The organism is Campylobacter sp. RM12642 (assembly GCF_020137635.1).
Taxonomy (GTDB): domain Bacteria; phylum Campylobacterota; class Campylobacteria; order Campylobacterales; family Campylobacteraceae; genus Campylobacter_E.
In genome coordinates, this window is record NZ_JACGAT010000002.1 from 62113 (window position 1) to 79854 (window position 17742).

The 17742-nt window shown below is 26.4% G+C and carries 17 protein-coding genes, 1 other RNA gene and 3 pseudogenes; 9 read left to right on the plus strand and 12 right to left on the minus strand.

Annotated features, from left to right (window positions below; translation table 11 throughout):
* Positions 1–105: 105 nt before the first annotated feature.
* Genes AVBRAN12642_RS01235 through bioD form a run of 4 tightly spaced genes read right to left on the minus strand, consistent with a single transcriptional unit; the run spans position 106 to position 2727 of the window.
* Entirely contained in the window at positions 106–810 is a 705-nt protein-coding gene (locus tag AVBRAN12642_RS01235; protein ID WP_336607841.1) for a DUF3137 domain-containing protein, read from the minus strand.
* On the minus strand, positions 807–1571 hold the full coding sequence (locus AVBRAN12642_RS01240) for a DUF3137 domain-containing protein (RefSeq protein ID WP_336607842.1): 765 nt from the start codon (positions 1569–1571) through the stop codon (positions 807–809). The genes AVBRAN12642_RS01235 and AVBRAN12642_RS01240 overlap by 4 nt, the downstream gene beginning before the upstream one ends.
* Positions 1568–2128, minus strand: coding sequence for a LemA family protein (locus AVBRAN12642_RS01245; protein WP_250325842.1), 561 nt, complete (start codon positions 2126–2128; stop codon positions 1568–1570). Before AVBRAN12642_RS01245 ends, AVBRAN12642_RS01240 begins: the two co-directional genes overlap by 4 nt.
* Before the next feature lie 2 nt (positions 2129–2130).
* On the minus strand, positions 2131–2727 hold the full coding sequence (gene bioD, locus AVBRAN12642_RS01250) for an ATP-dependent dethiobiotin synthetase BioD (RefSeq protein ID WP_336607843.1): 597 nt from the start codon (positions 2725–2727) through the stop codon (positions 2131–2133).
* A gap of 53 nt (positions 2728–2780) precedes the next feature.
* On the opposite strand from bioD, the gene AVBRAN12642_RS01255 reads away from it, so the two are divergent.
* From AVBRAN12642_RS01255 to AVBRAN12642_RS09855, 5 genes and pseudogenes are all read left to right on the plus strand, one after another.
* Positions 2781–3617, plus strand: a complete 837-nt coding sequence (locus AVBRAN12642_RS01255) for a biotin synthase (RefSeq protein WP_214117065.1) — start codon at positions 2781–2783, stop codon at positions 3615–3617.
* A gap of 341 nt (positions 3618–3958) precedes the next feature.
* Positions 3959–4702: pseudogene (locus AVBRAN12642_RS09840) on the plus strand (cache domain-containing protein); the annotation flags it as partial.
* Positions 4703–4819: 117 nt separating this feature from the next.
* Complete coding sequence (locus AVBRAN12642_RS09845; protein WP_442862223.1) at positions 4820–5560, plus strand: methyl-accepting chemotaxis protein; 741 nt, start codon at positions 4820–4822, stop codon at positions 5558–5560.
* A gap of 309 nt (positions 5561–5869) precedes the next feature.
* Positions 5870–6613: pseudogene (locus tag AVBRAN12642_RS09850) on the plus strand (cache domain-containing protein); the annotation flags it as partial.
* Between the two features lie 354 nt (positions 6614–6967).
* Positions 6968–7471, plus strand: a pseudogene (locus tag AVBRAN12642_RS09855) (methyl-accepting chemotaxis protein); the annotation flags it as partial.
* Positions 7472–7476: 5 nt separating this feature from the next.
* On the opposite strand, the gene AVBRAN12642_RS01270 reads toward AVBRAN12642_RS09855, so the two are convergent.
* The 3 genes from AVBRAN12642_RS01270 to AVBRAN12642_RS01280 are packed head-to-tail and all read right to left on the minus strand — an operon-like array spanning position 7477 to position 9825.
* Complete coding sequence (locus AVBRAN12642_RS01270; RefSeq protein ID WP_336607846.1) at positions 7477–8151, minus strand: methyltransferase domain-containing protein; 675 nt, start codon at positions 8149–8151, stop codon at positions 7477–7479.
* Positions 8148–8735 (minus strand): pimeloyl-ACP methyl esterase BioG family protein, encoded by a 588-nt coding sequence (locus AVBRAN12642_RS01275; RefSeq protein WP_336607847.1) that lies wholly within the window; start codon positions 8733–8735, stop codon positions 8148–8150. Before AVBRAN12642_RS01275 ends, AVBRAN12642_RS01270 begins: the two co-directional genes overlap by 4 nt.
* Entirely contained in the window at positions 8725–9825 is a 1101-nt protein-coding gene (locus AVBRAN12642_RS01280; RefSeq protein WP_336607061.1) for an aminotransferase class I/II-fold pyridoxal phosphate-dependent enzyme, read from the minus strand. The genes AVBRAN12642_RS01275 and AVBRAN12642_RS01280 overlap by 11 nt, the downstream gene beginning before the upstream one ends.
* A 48-nt stretch (positions 9826–9873) precedes the next feature.
* Between AVBRAN12642_RS01280 and AVBRAN12642_RS01285 the strand changes: the two genes are divergently transcribed.
* Positions 9874–11160 carry an adenosylmethionine--8-amino-7-oxononanoate transaminase gene (locus AVBRAN12642_RS01285; RefSeq protein ID WP_336607062.1) on the plus strand — a complete coding sequence of 429 codons (1287 nt, stop codon included), beginning with the start codon at positions 9874–9876 and terminating at the stop codon, positions 11158–11160.
* Positions 11161–11192: 32 nt separating this feature from the next.
* Here AVBRAN12642_RS01285 and AVBRAN12642_RS01290 read toward each other — a convergent pair whose 3' ends face one another.
* The 3 genes from AVBRAN12642_RS01290 to AVBRAN12642_RS01300 form a co-directional block, all read right to left on the minus strand.
* A complete protein-coding gene (locus AVBRAN12642_RS01290; RefSeq protein ID WP_336607063.1) occupies positions 11193–12272 on the minus strand; it encodes an NAD(P)/FAD-dependent oxidoreductase in 1080 nt (359 codons plus the stop codon).
* A gap of 94 nt (positions 12273–12366) precedes the next feature.
* Positions 12367–13305, minus strand: a complete 939-nt coding sequence (locus tag AVBRAN12642_RS01295) for a glycosyl transferase family 90 (RefSeq protein WP_336607064.1) — start codon at positions 13303–13305, stop codon at positions 12367–12369.
* Positions 13306–13329: 24 nt separating this feature from the next.
* Complete coding sequence (locus AVBRAN12642_RS01300) at positions 13330–14610, minus strand: aminotransferase class V-fold PLP-dependent enzyme (protein WP_336607065.1); 1281 nt, start codon at positions 14608–14610, stop codon at positions 13330–13332.
* 128 nt (positions 14611–14738) lie between these two features.
* On the opposite strand from AVBRAN12642_RS01300, the gene AVBRAN12642_RS01305 reads away from it, so the two are divergent.
* A complete protein-coding gene (locus AVBRAN12642_RS01305) occupies positions 14739–15467 on the plus strand; it encodes an ATP-binding protein (protein WP_336607066.1) in 729 nt (242 codons plus the stop codon).
* A gap of 1 nt (position 15468) precedes the next feature.
* Here AVBRAN12642_RS01305 and AVBRAN12642_RS01310 read toward each other — a convergent pair whose 3' ends face one another.
* Positions 15469–15834 (minus strand): YbgC/FadM family acyl-CoA thioesterase, encoded by a 366-nt coding sequence (locus AVBRAN12642_RS01310; RefSeq protein WP_214117099.1) that lies wholly within the window; start codon positions 15832–15834, stop codon positions 15469–15471.
* Between the two features lie 9 nt (positions 15835–15843).
* An RNA gene (gene rnpB / locus AVBRAN12642_RS01315) (RNase P RNA component class A) lies at positions 15844–16168 on the minus strand.
* Between the two features lie 53 nt (positions 16169–16221).
* Here rnpB and AVBRAN12642_RS01320 point away from each other — a divergent pair.
* Together AVBRAN12642_RS01320 and AVBRAN12642_RS01325 are read left to right on the plus strand one after the other, a co-directional pair.
* Positions 16222–16971, plus strand: a complete 750-nt coding sequence (locus AVBRAN12642_RS01320; RefSeq protein WP_336607067.1) for a hypothetical protein — start codon at positions 16222–16224, stop codon at positions 16969–16971.
* A 68-nt stretch (positions 16972–17039) separates the two neighbouring features.
* Positions 17040–17657, plus strand: a complete 618-nt coding sequence (locus AVBRAN12642_RS01325; RefSeq protein WP_336607068.1) for a hypothetical protein — start codon at positions 17040–17042, stop codon at positions 17655–17657.
* Positions 17658–17742: the final 85 nt, after the last annotated feature.

The following is a 17742-nucleotide window of genomic DNA, read 5'->3' on the forward strand; positions in this document are numbered from 1 at the left end:
TGATATAAAATTCTGACAATTTTAATGTTATAAATATAACAAAAATAAAATTATAACTTATAATAGCATATACTTTTAATTTCGTGTTTCAAATTCTCACATTTTTTAAAACTCATTAACAATATTTATTATGCTTTTAAATTCTTTTTCAATATTTTCACTAAAAGAAAAATTATGAATATAAATATGCAAATAATTATCTTTATAAAAAAGACTTATTTTGTGATTAATAAGTTTTGCATTATTACTAATAATATCTAATTTCTTAGGATTTAAGAATTTAAAAACTTCTAAATTATTATTAGAATACAATTTAAAATATTTATTAAAATCTACATTATCAAGTAAAATTAAAGGCTCTTTAACTCCTAAAATATCCTTAATATCGCTATTACTAACTATTATAAAATCTTTCATTTTTATATTTTTTTTACGAATATAAATTCCTTTAAAAATATCTTTTTCTCTTTTTTTATCTTTTTGTGTGTAGTAAGTGTTTTTAATATTAACCTTTAAAATATCTAAATCATCTTTATTATAAGCAAATTCTATATTTAAACTTTCACTATTTATTATGCCTTTTTTAATATCGCTTATATTTGATATTTCATTAAAATTATTGCTAATAAAAAATGGTTTGATTATATTTTTATACTGAATATAGCTAATAAAAAATGATGAAATTATAATAAATACTATCAAAATAAACATTATATAAATATTTTGAAATTGCCTAGCAATACCCCAAATTAAATATATTGCCAAACACACAATACAAATTATTCTAAAAACTTTTAAAAACTCTATCATTTTGCCTCATTAAATTCTTTTATAATTCTTAAAACACTTTTAAATTCATTCTCAATATTAGAAGAAAATAAAAAATTATGAATATAAATTTCTAAATATTCATCACCATAAATCACACTAAATCTATGATTTATATATTTTGCAGCTGTTACGATATTTCTTAATTTTTTAGGATTTAAAAATTTAAAATCCTTAACCATATCGCTAGGATATAAAATAAATTTTTTATTAAATTCTACATTATCACTCAAATAACTAATCTTTTGATTAAATAAAATTCCATTATTAAAATATAAAAATAGCAATCTCCTATTAGCAAAAATACCAAAATTATTATGAATTTTCTTCTTAACCCTTATATAAGTTCCAAAAAAATCAATACTTAAATACTTAATCTTAACATCAAACATACCTATACTATCAACTTTTAAAAAAGAACAAAACAAAATATCTAAACCATTTTTTCTATAAGCATTAAAAATATAAGCCCTATCAGAAGCTATTAATGTATCTTTATATTTTTCCTTATCTTCAATCAAAACGAAATTATGTTTATAAAAAAACGGCAATACATATAAAAAAAGATTAAGAGTATAAATTAATAAAGCAAGTAATATTAAAGATACCATTAAATATAAAAAATGACTAAAATGAATTAAATTCATATCCTTGCTAATATAATAATCATCTATTGCTAAACATAATTTATAAAATGCAAAAACAACTAAAACTATAAAAATAAGTTTTAATGTTTTAATCATTTAAATAAATCTTTTACATTAGGATTGCTTTTAATTTCATCTTTTACTTCATAAAAATCAGCTTTTATAAAATTAAAAGCATTAGCTATTAAATTATTTGGAAAACTCTCGCAATAATTGTTATAACTTGTAACTGCTGAATTATAAGCTCTTCTAGCAGCACTAATTTGCTCTTCACAATCTTTTAAAGCACTTAAAAGATTATTAACACTTGAGTTTGCCTTTAAATCAGGGTAATTTTCAAGTTTTATATTTAAATTCCCTAAAGCTTTACTTAGTTCGTTATTTAAAGCAAATTTTTCTTTAGTATTATTTGAATACATAGCATTTTCTCTAAGTTTTACAATATTTTCTAAAGTATCTTTTTCGTATTCAAAATAAGCTTTTATAGAAGCTATTAAATTAGGTATTAAATCATATCTTTGCTGAAGCTCAACATCAATACTTGAATAAGTATTTTTTACATCATTTCTTCTTGCTATTAAAGAATTATAAGTAAAAATAACCATAATAATTACTAAAAACAAAATAGCCAAAATCACATAAATTATTTCCAAAACTAACTCCTTAAATATTTTTCAATTTCATTTTTAAATTCTTGTATCTTTTCATCTATGTTAAACTCATCAAAATACTCTAAATGAGCTATATTTACGCCCGTATAATTATAAATAAACTCATCAAGTCTAGTATCAATCTCACCAATCATCACAACACAAACAATATCAAAACCATTATCTTGCAATGCTTTTATGCTTAAAATCGTATGATTTATCATACCCAAATAATTCCTAGCAGCTAAAATCACTTTACGCTTATGTTTTTTCATAAAATCAATCATAGTTAAATTATCATCAATAGGACAAAAAAGACCCCCAGCTAATTCAATAATCATTTTATCATCAATAGGCAAGATTAAATCATTTATAGAATATTCAATATTATCAACCTTTTTTGCTATGTGTGGTGATGCAGGAGTATTTAAAAATATCCCTTCTTTATGAACTTTTACATTCTTTACAAAACGCTTTAAAATATCGCTATCTTTATTACAACCTGCTTGAACTATTTTAAAATAAGAATAATTAAAAGCTTTACACAAAGCAACACATAAATGAGTTTTACCAGCGTCAGTATGAATGCCACATATATACATTTTTATCCTTTTTAGTTAGAATAAATTGTATTTTAACAAGTAAAGGATATAAAATGAAAGAAATATTTTTATGTTCAATTTGCAATGTAAAAAGTGGAAATTGTAGCGAAGATTGTGCGTATTGCACCCAAAGTAAGCATTATAATACAAATATTAATGTATATGATTATAAGGATATTAATACTATTTTAAACGAAGCAAAAATAGCTAGTGAAGCTGGTGCTTTAGGATTTTGCCTTGTTACTTCTGGTCGTGGAATTGATAGTAAAAAGCTAGATTTTATTGCAAGAGCAGCAAGTGCTATTAAAGAAAGTGGCTTACATTTACACCTAATTGGCTGCAATGGAAGAGCTAGTTATAAGGATTTAGTATTTTTAAAAGAGCATGGAATAGATAGTTATAATCACAACCTAGAAACCGCCAAAAGCAATTTTAAAAATATCTGCACAACTCATACTTATGAAGAAAGATATGAAACTAATCAAAACGCTATAAATGCTGGACTTGGCATTTGCTGTGGTGGGATTTTTGGCTTAGGAGAAAGCGATGAACAAAGAGCTGAATTACTTGACGCTCTTGCGACTTTAAAGCCGCACACAAGTCCAATTAATTTTTATATAAAAAATGAAGCTTTAAAAATAAAAGCTAAAGAAATCACCAAAGAAGAAGCTATTAATATAATAAAACTTGCAAAAGAAAAACTACCAAATACAAGACTAATGGCTGCAGGTGGTAGAGAATTTGCATTTAAAGATGATTTTAAAGCTATGTTTGAAGCAGGGATAAATGCTATCGTGCTAGGAGATTATCTGACTACAAAAGGCGAAGAAAAACATAAAGATGTAGAACTTATCTTAAAAAGTGGCTATGAAGTAGCTAAGAGTTGCTAAAAATTTTATGGAATTTGAATTTTAAATCCAAATTCCATAAATAATTTATATAAAAATTTTTATATTTTTTTTAAAAAATTCAAAATACTATTAAATTAATATTTATTTTATTTGTTACAACTTAAGATACCCCCCCCCATTGACACATATTAAAGCATTGCTAGATAGATATTTAAAGGCTTAAGAATAAAAAGTAAATTTTATGCTAATATACGGAGCTTAATTTAGAAATTATTATCAATAGGAGAATGAGAATGAAAATATCTCAAAAATTAGCAATTATAATTGCTGTGTCTTTAGTGATTTTATGCTCTAGTATGATTTATTTATCAAATAGTGCGATGAAATCAATTAGTGATGATACTGATGTATCTATTGAAAAATTAGTCTTAGACGATGCTTTAAAAACTGCTCAAAGCGTTGTATATAGTGTAAATCATATGACAGACCAGTTATATTTAGATTTAAAAAGTAAAGGCATTAGTAAAGAAGTATCATACAATAACACCATAAAATACTTAAGCAATATGGATTTACATAATAAATTAGTGAATTTTTTCGCAATGGATGAAGATGGAACCTACCTAGTTCATTATGTTCAAGCAAGAGTTGGTAAAAATCATATAAATGACAAAGATATTTATGGAAAATACTTTATTCAAGATTTAATCAAATCATCAGCAAACCCAGATGGTGGATATGTTAAAACTAAGTTTTTTGATTCTATGATTAACAAAGAAAGAAATGTATTAATATACGCTCAAAAAGATATAGGTATGGGAATTATCTATGCTTGCACCGTGGATTTAGATGAAGGAATGAAAGAAATACAAAAAATCAACGACGATATGAACTCTCACATAAATGAATTTGGAATCAAATTCATAACATACGCAGTGATTATTGGGATAATAATACTTGCTATATTAATTTTCTTTGTATTATTTCAAATCTCTAAACCACTTAATTATCTTACAAGTAGAGCTACTGAATTAAGTAGTGGAGATGGAGATTTAACTCAAAAACTACCTATAAATGGTAAAGATGAAATAGCAGCAACAAGTAAAGCCATTAATGATTTTATAGAAAAAGTTAGATTATTAATCGTAGATGCTAAAAATATAAGTAGCGAAAATGCTAGTGTGGCAAATGAGCTTTCTCAAAGTTCTTTAAATACAGGTCAAAGTGTTGAGCAAAGCTCTGTGATAGTAAGAGATGTAGCTAATAAAGGAGATAGTGCAAACTCTACTCTAGCAATCGGAGTTAAAGCTGCAGAAGATGGTAAAAATCAATTAGTAAATGCTCTAAAATATATAAATGATGTAAATAAATCTATTTCAGAATTAAATACAAAAATTATGCAAAGTGCGAATTTAGAAGCTGAAGTATCAGATAAGATAGTAAGACTTAGTCAAGATGCTGATAATGTTAAATCTATTTTAGAAATGATAAATGATGTAGCAGACCAAACCAATCTACTTGCACTTAATGCTGCAATTGAAGCAGCAAGAGCAGGAGAGCATGGGCGTGGGTTTGCCGTAGTAGCTGATGAAGTAAGAAAATTAGCAGAAAGAACCCAGCATTCATTAGTAGAAATAAACGCAACAATAAGTGTTATAACACAAGGTATAGAAGATGCAAGTGGTCAAATGAGCCTAAATGCAAAAAGCATTGGGGAACTGACAAAATTAGCTGATAATACTCAAAAAACTATGAACGATATGAATGAAGCTATGAATAATGTAATAGGAATTTCAAATCAAACCGTAGATGATTATATAATCACTAGCAAGGTTATGGATGATATATTATCAGGAGTTAATAATATCAATAAAATAACTCACGAAAACGCAAGAAGCGTAGAAGAAATAGCAGGAGCAGCAAATCATCTTAGTAACATTACAGAAAAATTAAACTCAAAACTAAATGAATTTAGAACTTGAGTAAATAAAGTAAGCATTTTTTGCTTACTTTTTAATATTAAAAATTTATTTATTTATTAAAATTTTAATAAATGACATTATTCATACATATTACAATTTAAGATACCCCCCCCCCATTGACACATATTTAACTACTATTATATAGATATATAAAGTCTTAAGAATAAAAAATTAATTTTTTGATAATATTTTCATTGTAATAAAAATTATTAGGAGAGTAAAATGAAAATATCTCAAAAATTAGCAATTATAATTGCTGTGTCTTTAGTGATTTTATGCTCTAGTATGATTTATTTATCAAATAGTGCGATGAAATCAATTAGCGATGATACTGATGTATCTATTGAAAAATTAGTCTTAGATGATGCACAAAACACTGCTAAAAGTATTATTTATGCTATAAATCATATAACTGATAATATTTATACAGAAGCGATTTCAAAAGGTTTGGGTAAAAACGAAGCTTACCAAAATACGCTGATTTATTTAAAAGATATGGATTTGCATAATAAATTAGTGAATTTTTTTGCTATGGATGAAAAAGGGAATTATCTAGTTCATTATATCCAAGATAGAATAGGCAAAAACAACTATGATGCTCAAGGAAAAAATGGAGATTATTACATAAGAGATATTATTAAAGCTGCTCAAGATAAAGATGGTGGTTTTGTTAGGACAACTTTTTTTGATAAAGCTTTAGATAAAGAAAAAGAAGTTTTAATATACGCTCAAAAAGATACAGGTATGGGAATTATCTATGCTTGTAGCATAAGCTTAAGTGAAAGTATACAAAAAATCAATACAATCAATAAAGGTATGAATGATAAAATCAGTAGTTTTGGAATTAAATTCATAACATACGCAGTGATTATTGGGATAATAATACTTGCTATATTAATTTTCTTTGTATTATTTCAAATATCTAAACCACTTAATTATCTTACAAGTAGAGCTACTGAATTAAGTAGTGGAGATGGAGATTTAACTCAAAAACTTCCTATAAATGGTAAAGATGAAATAGCAGCAACAAGTAAAGCCATTAATGATTTTATAGAAAAAGTTAGATTATTAATCGTAGATGCTAAAAATATAAGTAGCGAAAATGCTAGTGTAGCAAATGAACTTTCTCAAAGTTCTTTAAATACAGGTCAAAGTGTTGAGCAAAGTGCTAATATTGTTGAAAATATAGCAAATAAAGGCGATACTACAAAACAAGCATTAGATAGTGGTGTAAATGCTGCTAGTAATGGTAAAGAAAAATTAGTTGATGCAATTATATACATTAATAATGTAAATAAATCTATTTCAGAATTAAATACAAAAATTATTCAAAGTGCAAATTTAGAATCAGAAGTATCAGATAAAATTATCAAACTTAGCCACGATGCTGATAATGTTAAATCTATTTTAGAAATAATTAATGATGTAGCAGACCAGACTAATCTACTTGCATTAAATGCTGCAATTGAAGCAGCAAGAGCAGGTGAGCATGGGCGTGGGTTTGCCGTAGTAGCTGATGAAGTAAGAAGTTTAGCAGAAAGAACTCAAAAAAGCCTTAGTGAAATAAATGCAACAATAAGTGTTATAGTTCAAGGTATTAAAGATGCAAGCGAACAAATGAGTATAAATGCTAAACAAATTAGCGATTTAACCCATCTTTCTGAAGATACACAAAAAATTATGAAAGATATGAATAATGCTATGAATATGGTTATTGAAATATCTAATAACACGGTAAATGACTACATAAATACTAGCAAAGCAATGGATGATATATTGCTAGGTATGGATAATATAAATCAAATAACTCACGAAAACGCAAGAAGCGTAGAAGAAATAGCAGGAGCAGCAAATCATCTTAGTAACATTACAGAAAAATTAAACTCAAAACTAAATGAATTTAGAACTTGAGTAAATCATTTACTAGCACTAACGAAAATGGCGTGGTAGTTTAAGGTATTGTGATATTTATCATTAAAGATTTTTAAATCATTTTTACCTAAAAATACCCCACTAAAGGCATTTACTCCACTAAGTTTTAAATGCCTAAAAAGCTCAATACTTGAGCTAAAATTTAGCTCATAATCTTTCTCAAAAATCTTTATATTTTTATAATACGGCTTTAAAATCCGCTCTATTTCATCAATATTTAAATACTCAAGCCCTACGCCAAAATGTTCTTTAATTTGCCAAAGATTATTCACTCCAAAAGTGCTAAAAATTAGCTTAGAATTTGATTTAGAAATTTCATTTATTAATTTTGCTAAATCAAGCCACTGAAAACACGCATTTGAAATGACTAAATCAAAATCCATTTTAGCTAAAAATGAGTTTTCAAAATCTCTTAAATCGTGCTTTACGAAAATAAATTCCTTGCCATAATCACAGCTAAAATCATTAATATCCACGCAATAAAACTCACTAAATTCTATCTTTTTAGCCAACATTTTGCTAAACTCACCCCTATTTGAGCCAAGCTCAAGCACCCTACAAAAACGCCCATTTATTTCGCTAAGCAAAACTTCTCTCATATCATTTTGCACGATAGCATTTTTAAAATAAGTATCTTTTGCTCTTAAAAAACTTTTCATATTTCATCCCAGCTTAAAAACTTATCAAAGCAAAAATGAGAAGCATTGATTTTATTAATATTTTTAAAGCTTTTTAAAAGTGCATTTTGTGGGAAAATTTTATCATCATTTGATGAGTATGCCAAATCATAATCTTGCCAAATACAAGGCTTTTTAGAAATTTCTATAATACTTAAAAGCTCATCTTTAGGATTTTGATTAAATGCCTTATTTATCCCGCCACAATTATTTAAAAAGCTTTCTTTATCAAATCTTTTAGCCGTAATTTTAAAAAGCTTTTCGCTAATTCCAAACTCATCATCAATACCTTTTATAGTGCCATTTATCGCTATTTTTTGCACGATATTAAGCGAACTTAAATCGCACTTGCAAGACACCATAACACCCATTGAAAAAGCGATTAGTTTAATGCTTTTATAAGTTTTACAAATCTCTAAAAATCCTAAATCAAATTCCAAATAATCATAAACCATTAAAACATCATTTCTAGAAGCTAAATTATAAGCACTCGGTAAAAAGCCAAAACCACCGAAAAATAACACCAAATCACTAGAATTATTTTTATGTAAAAACTCAAATTTCATAAAAAGCCTTAGCAAAATTATCTAAATCGCTAAAATCCATACTAGCATTTATTGATAGTCTTATTCCTGTATCTTTAATAGCCACGGTTGGAGTTTTTATACTTGGAGCATAAAAGCCTTTTTGCATAAGTTTTGCCGAGTAAAAATTAGCTTTTTCATTATCTCCTAAAACTATCATTTTTATATAACTAACGCCCTTTATTTTATCTTTTAGCAATTCATTTAAATATGAGCTAAGATTTTGTAAATGCTCTCTTAATTTATCAAAATTAGCCAATTTTGAAAACACAAAATGCGAATAAGCTACATTAATAGGTGGTAAAGCGGTTGAATAAATTAACCCCCTAGCCTTGTTTATAAAAAAATCTTTTGCTTCTTTTGAGCAAATCATCGCAGCACCCATACTAGCAATGCTTTTACCAAATGTAAGAACTAAAAAATCAATGTCTTTTAAGTATCCAAGTCCTAGCCCATTAATGCCGAGTGAACCAACACTATGTGCTTCATCAACATAAAGCATAATATTTTTATATTTTTTCTTAAGTTCTAAAAGCTTATCAAGTGGTGCAAAATCTGCATCCATACTATATAAACTCTCGCAAATTATTATGATTTTTTCATAATTTAAATTCGTTTGCAATAATTTTTCTAAATCATTTATATCATTGTGTTTAAAGCGTTTAAAATTAGAATGCTTTATGCCATCAATAATACTTGCATGAACTTTTTTATCAGCTAAAAAAAGCGTATTTTTTAAAGTAGCTAAAGCACTTAAACAACTATAATTTAGCAAAAACCCGCTACTAAATAAAAGCGCTTCATTTTTATATAAAGACGATAAGTATTCTTCAAACAAAAAGTATTCATCTCCACCGCCACCAAGACTTCTACTAGCACTTGAGCTAAGTGCAAAATGATTTTTTAAAAACTCCCGTTCAAGCTCACCGCTACTTGCAATTCCTAAATAATCATTACTAGCAAAATTAAGCAGTCTTTTATCATTAAAAATCACAAATTTACCATCATTTTTAAATCTTTTTAGTTCTCTAAAATTATTTTCTTTTTTTAATTCATTTAATAAGTTTTGCATTTTTATCCTTTATAATAATTTTAATTAAAATTTATAAAGGAGTTATAAATGCAAGAAGAATTAGTAAAACTTGATTTAGCACATATTTGGCACCCTTGCACACAAATGAAAGAGCACGAATTTGTGCCATTAATCCCTATAAAAAGGGCAAAAGGTGTGTATTTATATGATTTTAATGATAAATCATATATTGATTGCGTTAGCTCTTGGTGGGTAAATCTTTTCGGACATAGCAATGATTATATAAATAGCAAAATTTACGAGCAATTAAACACCTTAGAGCATATCATAATGGCTGGATTTTCTCACGAAAGCATTATAAGATTATCAAAAAGACTTACTGATTTACTACCAACTAAGCTTAATAAATGCTTTTATGCTGATAATGGCTCAAGTGCTGTTGAAGTAGCACTTAAGATGAGTTTTCATAAAAATCTTTTGCAAGGAAAATTAAAAAACAAATTTTTATCACTTAATAATTCTTACCACGGAGAAACGATAGCTGCACTAAGCGTAAGCGATGTTGAACTTTATAAAAAGACTTATAAACCACTTTTGCTTGAATGCTTAAACACCCCTGCACCAAGTGGACTAGATTATGAAAATGAATTAAAAGAGCTTGAAAAATTACTTGAAAAAGAGCATAAAAACATAAATGCCTTTATCCTTGAGCCTTTAATTCAGTGTGCAGGTTCAATGAATATGTATTCAGCTAAGTTTATCAAAAAGGCTTGTTGGTTAGCAAAATCTTATGATATTGATATAATTTTTGATGAAATTGCCGTTGGATTTGGAAGAAGCGGGACTATGTTTGCTTTAGAGCAGTGTGAAATTGTGCCTGATTTTTTATGCCTTAGCAAAGGGCTTAGCGGTGGGTATTTACCAATTAGTGTAGTAATTACAAATGATGAAATTTATAATGAATTTTATGCTCCATATAGCGAATACAAGGCATTTTTGCATTCACATAGCTATACAGGAAATGCACTTGCTTGTGCTGCTGCGAATGCAACTTTGGATATATTTAATAAAAATAATGTTATAAATCAAAATAAAATTAAAAGCGAGTATATAAACTCACTTTGGCAAGGATTTGCTGAATTTAAAAGTGTGCGAAATGTTAGGCATCAAGGAATGGTATTTGCATTTGATATAGAGCATTTTAATCCTAGATTTGGGCTTGAAGTGTATCTAAAAGCACTTGAATATGGGTTGCTTTTAAGACCACTTGGCAATACGATTTATTTTATGCCACCTTATGTAATCAATAACGATGAGATAAATTATGTAATAAATAGTATAAAAGAGATTTTGAGATTTAAGAATTTGAAATGAGAATTTCAAATTCTTAAAATTCTTTTAATATTTTACTTTAGAGTTTCACTCCATTCTATTTCGGTTAATTTTTTAAGACTTTTTGCCATAAAACCACTATAAGTTTTACCTAAAATAACGCCTATTGCATAGTCTTTTCCAACCGAACAAATGCTACCTTTATCATTGTATTTAAAAGGTTCGTTAAACTCAATTCCTTCAAGTCTTGCATTTAGTCTTTTTGCTAGGTATTTTCCTTGCTTACAAGCAATTTGTGCAGTAGGTGCGAAATTTGAAACAATCGCTAAATCTCCTAAAACATAACAATTATCAAAATTAGGTGCCATTAAATATTCATTTACTAAAACTCTATTATTTTTGTGATTAAAGCCACTATTTGCAATCACTTCGCTACCCTTAACTCCAGCTGTAAAAATTATAGTTTTTGCTTTTATATAATTATTTTCATCGTTTAAGAATAATTTATCATCAACTTTTTTGATTATTTTATGAGAGCTTAGAACTTTTACGCCTAGATTTTCTAAATAATTTCTAGCTTTTTTAGCTAAATCTTTAGTATAAACAGGCAAAATCTCATCCATTGCTTCAACCAAATATAAATTAATACTAATTCCTAGATTTTTGCAAGTTGTAGCAATTGAGCCACAAAGCTCTACTCCGCTAAGCCCCGCACCACAAATAATTACATTTTTATTCTCATAAAGCTCAAGATTTTTATAAAGTGTTTCAGCAGTTTTTAAAGCGTTTTTATAATTTATAATATTTAAGCATTCATCAAGTCCAGCAATGCCAAAAGTATTTACACTCGCACCAAGTCCAACATAAAGCTCATCATAATCATAATTTGCATTCTCACAAATAACCTTGCCATTTTCAATACTTTTTACATTATCACAAATTAAGGTTATATCTTTAGGCAGTATGCTTTTTAGATTTATCACTATGTCTTTTTCGCTTTCTCTTGCTGCTATTTTGTGTAGTTCTGTCGTTTTATAATGATAAGAATTATTGTTTATTAGTATAAATTCTGCTTTTCTTAGATTTTTCTTTTTAATCTTTTTAATTAGGCTTAAATTTGCATACCCAGCACCTAAAAATACAATCTTTCTCATAAACTCTCCTTTAAAAATATTTAATAAATATTAAATTATTTTTACTTTAATTCATATTAAATATTAATAAAGTTTAAAATAAAATTTATATATTTTAAATTCCATCAAATAATTCAATTACAAAATTATCTAATTTAATTTGATTTGAATAATAAAAATACTTCGCTAAAACCAAAATACCAAGCAACTCTTCTATATTAGGATTTAAAAATTGTTGTATATATTCATTTTGATTTTTAATAATTTTTTTTACTAATTTATCATTAGTTAAAGCATTATCCATTACATCTAAAATGTCACTAAAATCATCTTTAATTAATAAAAAATGCTCGTTAGGAATTAATTTTCCTTCCATAAACCAAGTTTCATATTTTAATCTTGGAGTAATTGCGATAGAATTTGAACTCATTATCCATTTAAGATTTGTAGCAACATCCCAACCTTCAAGAGAGATTATAAATTTATATTTAAGCTGCTCTTCCTTGCTTAAATAACCTGACCTATTTTTCTTATTTACATTACCTAGATTTAGTCTTTTACAATCTTTAAATTTATTAATAAAATCTATTCTATTTTGTTGAACACAAGCACCCATAAAAACAGCCAAATCCACTTTATCTTTAAAATCATTTTTATCATTTAAAAAACAAAAATGCCTTCTGATATCAAGCTTTAAAATCACATTTTTACTATAAATTGGTCTTGATTTTGTTATAGTATTTAAAAACTCGCTAGAACAATCATAAAAGAATTTATTTATCTTTAAATCTTTATGAAAATATTTGCTAACCTTGTAAAAATCAAAAGAATATGAAGTGTTTTTTAATAAGTTTTCGCCTAATTTAGAATGCTCTACATTTTCTATCTTTTTTAACTCAAAAAAATCATTAATTTTATTGTAATAATTCAATCTATTTTTTATATGTAAAATCTCATCATTTTTTAACTTTTTTAAAGCATTTAATTTTGAAATTAATTGCATATTAAAAAACACTCTTGGAATACTTAAAGCACCAAGTCCTTTTAAATTCATAATTACTTTGCTAATAAATATTCCTTATTTTAAATTCTTATTTAGCTTTTCTATGCTTTTGCAAAGTGAGTTAATCAAATAATCAATATCGCTTAATTCGTGAGTATAATGCAAACTTATTCTTAAAAATCCAGGCTTAGCATTGAAATTTTGATTATCCACATAATTTAATAAATCATGTGCATAAGGACCAGCACAAGCACACCCAGCACGAGTTTCTATCCCATAATCATCGCTTAAAACCCTAGCTAAATCATAAGGGCTAACGCCTGTAGAATTTAGTGAAAATATAGGCAATCTATCCTTAATATTTGCAGCGTATAGTGTGATTTTGTATTTAAATTGCACTTTTTTAATAGCGTTTAAAAAATATTCTTTTAAGATATTTTCCTTTTCTTTAATCACCCCAAGCCCTATTTCATCTCTAATCCTAAAAGCTAATTCACTTTTAATAACTTGTAAAATCGCAGGAGTTCCACCCTCTTCAAGGCTTTCAGCATCGTCTAAAAACTCATAATTACTCCTACTAACATAGCCAACCGTCCCACCAGCTGCAAATGTAGGAATTTTGCCAATAAGCTCATTTTTAATAGCTAAAAATCCACTCGTGCCAACTCCGCCTAACATTTTATGTCCTGAAAAAAATAAAGCATCAAACGGAATTTCAATATTTTCATAAGGTATAGCCGAACTTGCATCAATTGCTAAAATCGCTTTATATTTTTTCGCAATTTCGCTGATTTTTGCAAGGTTTGCTCTAACTCCTGTGATATTGCTAACGGCATTAAAACTCATTATTATTTTTCTATTAGCGTTCTTTTTGCAAATTCTTTCAAGCTCGTATAAATCACTATTAAAATCCCTATGATTTAGTCTAATGCACTCGCATAAACCTTCTTTAAAACTAAGCTCATTTGAATGGTGTTCAATCGCACTAACAATTACTAAAGGCAAAGTATTTTTAGCAATATCATTAAAATAACGCTGTTTAATAAGCGGTGGAACATATATTCCTAATAATTCTTGAAATTTTTTAATAGCCGCAGTTGAGCCACTCCCACAAGCAATCAAGCTATAATTAGAATTTAATCCTAAGCTTTTTTTGATATAGCTTTTTGCGTCTTTATAGTATTTACTTGTTATTTTTGAATTTTTTGCACTATCTGAATGAGTGTTGGCATATGTTTTTAAAATATTTTGCATTTTTAATTCAATTGATTTTAGTGCCAAAGCACTTGCTGTGTAATCAAAATATTTTGTATTTTCATCTAAAATTATGTCGCTTTTTAGCTCACTAATTTGCATTTTTGCCCTTTGTAAAAATAATTAAAGTAAAATTAGCACAAAAAAATTAAGGGGTAGTTATAGAATTTTTAGACTTTATTAAAAGATATCCGCATTTTTATTTAGACGAAGCGTTAGACTTTTATTCTGTGTTTGGAGATAAGAGTTTTAAACCTAGTTTAAATGATATTAATTATTATATAAACGAGCTAGTAAATACATATAATCCTTACGAATTTGAAATAAATGAAAGCGAATGCAAGGCACTAATTCACTACGCTAGAAAATCTCGCTTGGAGTTTTCTATCAACAAATACGGCTCAAGATTTAAAGCTAGAAAAAGCTTTCATTCCTTGATTAATCGTGGTTTTTTAAGACTTGAATTAAATAATGATTTATTGAGTTTTAAGAGATTTTATCCACAAAATAAAGTTATTTTTAATTCTAATTACACTAGATTTTATTTTTATTTTTTAAAAGCAATGGAGAAAATAATTTTAAAAGATAAAGAATTAGCCTTAAAATTAATTAATGAAAAATTTTATGAATATCAGTCGTTTATTTACGAGCAAATCGCTTGTGAGTGGTGCGAGAAGAGATTTAATATAAAAGGCATTAAGAGTATTTGGGGCAAAGATTATGAATGTGATATTTTTTATGACAATTACGAAATATCTTTATTAGGCGAAGTGAAATTTAATGGCAAAAAAATGTGTATTAGCTCGTATTCAAAACTCATTCAAAAAGCTAGATATTTGGATTTTGAACCTGATTATTTTATACTTTTTAGCAAAAACGGCTTTAGCAAAAAACTTCTAGCTTTAAATGATAAAAGACTAATACTAGCTAATCACGAAAATTTTAAAGAATTTATATAAATTATTTACTCAAATATTCTTTTAATTCTTCGCTAATTGGGGATAGTTTGCCATCTTTTATATGAACTAATTTTATAAAAGCTTCAAAAATAGCTTTATCATCTTTATAAATTATTTGCTTTAATTCTAAACAATATTTATCAAATCCTACAAGAATATTTTTAACTTCTAAAATATCTCCTAATTTAGCAGGTGCTTTATAAATAGCCTTAATTTCTCTTAATGCAAAAGGATTTTCTTTTAATAAATCTTTTCCTTCATTAGCAAAAAACCATTCGCTCCTAGCTCTTTCACAATATTTTAAATAATTTGTATGATAGACAATCCCCATACAATCAGTATCTTCATAATAAACTCTAATTTGCATCCTAATCCTTAAAAGAGTATGGCTATAAGCCGGGTTTTGTCTTGGATAATCATTTATCTACTTACTATTTCACAATAGCACTCTAGCGAAGGGTTTAAAATATAAGATAAAAACCACCCCTTCTTGCTGCAGGTTGGGTTTATAAGCTGAATTGCTTTTACTCGCATAATCACTGGTGGGCTCTTACCCCGCCGTTTCACCTTTACCTAAAATTAGGAAGTTTATTTTCTGTTACACTTTCCCTTAGATTGCTCTAGCCATCTGTTAGATGGAACCTCATCTTATTGCAGCCCGGACTTTCCTCTTAATTAAAAGCGATTATCCACCATACTCTTACGCCATTTTAACTAAGCTTGTTTAAGATAAAGAAAATTAAAGGAGTAAAAAATGTATAAATATAATTTATATTATCCAGCGGGAAATACTACGGCTTTGGTTGTTGGAATTAATAATTTAGATTTTAAAAGTATAAATAATGAGATTTTAGCTAAGCATAAAGATGTTGAACAAGTTGGCTTTATACAAGATTATGAATTAAAAATGGCAGGTGGAGAGATTTGTTTTAATGCTTTAAGATGTGCTGGAAAGTATTTTTTAGATACTAATAATTTAAAAACTACAAAAATTAAACTAAATGATAAAGATTATTTATGCGGTATTAGTAGCAGTGATTTTATAAAAGATAATAATATTAAAAAACTATATAAAGATGATAATTTTTATTATTTAAGATTTAAAAATGAATATAAATTAAATAAGCTTGATGATGATATATATTATGTAGATTTAGGAGATATTTTTCATATTATTTATACGAAAAAATTAGATTTATCTAAAATTAATTTAAAAGAATTTGCATATTCATATTTAAAAGATAATGATTTTTTAGACAAAAAAGCAAGTGGTTTTATGTATTTACAAGGTGATTGTCTTGAGCCTATTGTCTGGGTAAGAGATATTAAGACTTTATTTTATGAGAGTGCTTGTGGGAGTGGGAGTTTTGCTAGTTATTTATATTGTAATGAAATTTTAGGTAAAAATTATTTAGCACTAAAACAACCTTCAAATGAATATTTGTTTTTAAGAGAAGTTGATGGCTTTATAGAAATTAGCTCAATTATTAAAGATATTTTGTAAATTAATATCATATTAACATATATTTTATATATCAATTTAATAACAAATATCAAATCTAAAGGATAAAAATGTTTAAAAATATATTTTTAAAAACTCTTTTAAATATATTTTTATTAAATTATAAAGCAAGTTTAAGCACAGCAGATTTTTTTAAATTTTGGGGCATTTTACTTTTAATTTTAAGCTCTTATATGTTTTTTGGTTTTTTAATGTTTAAAATGGGAGTAATTAAAAGTATTTTTACTTTTCAAGCATATTTTATAGATATATTGATACTACCATTTTTTAGCATATTATTTTTAAGTCTTATTTATAAGGCAAATTCTTATAAATCTTGGTTATTTTGTGCTGATTTATTTTTGATACCTTTATTTGTTTTACTTGTATTTTTTGGGGTATTTTATATAATATTAATATTTATTTTATATGTTATTATTATGATTTTTAATACAAATTCTACAAATCTTAATATAAAATTAAATAAAAAATCTTTAATTTTTAGGCTTATAACTATTTGTTTTTTAATTTTTATAGCATTTATATTCCCGCCTGATATAAAATTTATAAAATATGGATACGGAATTGATTATATTAGTTTTTTAACTTTTTTAAATTTTGCATTTTTAATCCCTAGTTTTGCTACTATTTTGATATATTTTCTTAAAAATTATAAAAGTTTAAAATAAGTGAATAATTTAATATTTCAACTTTATAAAATATAGCTATATATTTGATAGTAATATATAATTAATACTAGATTTTAAATTGAAT